This window comes from Lactiplantibacillus sp. C232, from assembly GCF_023806725.1.
In the GTDB taxonomy this organism is placed as follows: Bacteria; Bacillota; Bacilli; order Lactobacillales; family Lactobacillaceae; genus Lactiplantibacillus; species Lactiplantibacillus plantarum.
In genome coordinates this window covers 1-392 of record NZ_JAMSKZ010000051.1, presented here as the reverse complement: position 1 = coordinate 392, position 392 = coordinate 1, and the positions used below count along the sequence as shown (strand labels likewise).

The window sequence follows — 392 nt, the reverse complement described above, 5'->3', positions numbered from 1 at the left end:
TTTCATTAAGGACCACTAAGTGATCCTCAACCTTGCTAATCATGATATCCAATAGTTCGGGAGTCAGCTCTGATCCTGCCGGAATTTCACCGACAATTTTAGCTTCATGAAGCTCGCCTAACAGGTCAACGAGTTTTTCGCGATTCATCTTGTCAAATCGTATCGTATTCTTCTTCCAAACAAAGCTATACTTGTTGGCGTCGGCTAGGATCTTAGTTCCATCAATAAATGAAACATCATCAATCATGCCATTTTGACGAAGATATTGGGTTAGCTGTGATAAGCTATCGGTTGTCAAAGTGGCCAGTTCATCAGAAATTCTAAAGCGACAAATCGTCCGGTAGGACGGAATTTGGTCGGCAATTAACCACCCAGCTGGCTTGTTTTCACGG

The 392-nt window shown here is 42.6% G+C and carries 1 protein-coding gene; it reads right to left on the bottom strand.

Annotation, left to right across the window (positions count from 1 at the left end; all coding sequences use genetic code 11):
- A partial coding sequence (locus MZO41_RS16560) for a transposase (RefSeq protein WP_502825507.1) occupies positions 1 to 392 on the bottom strand: 392 nt, incomplete at both ends.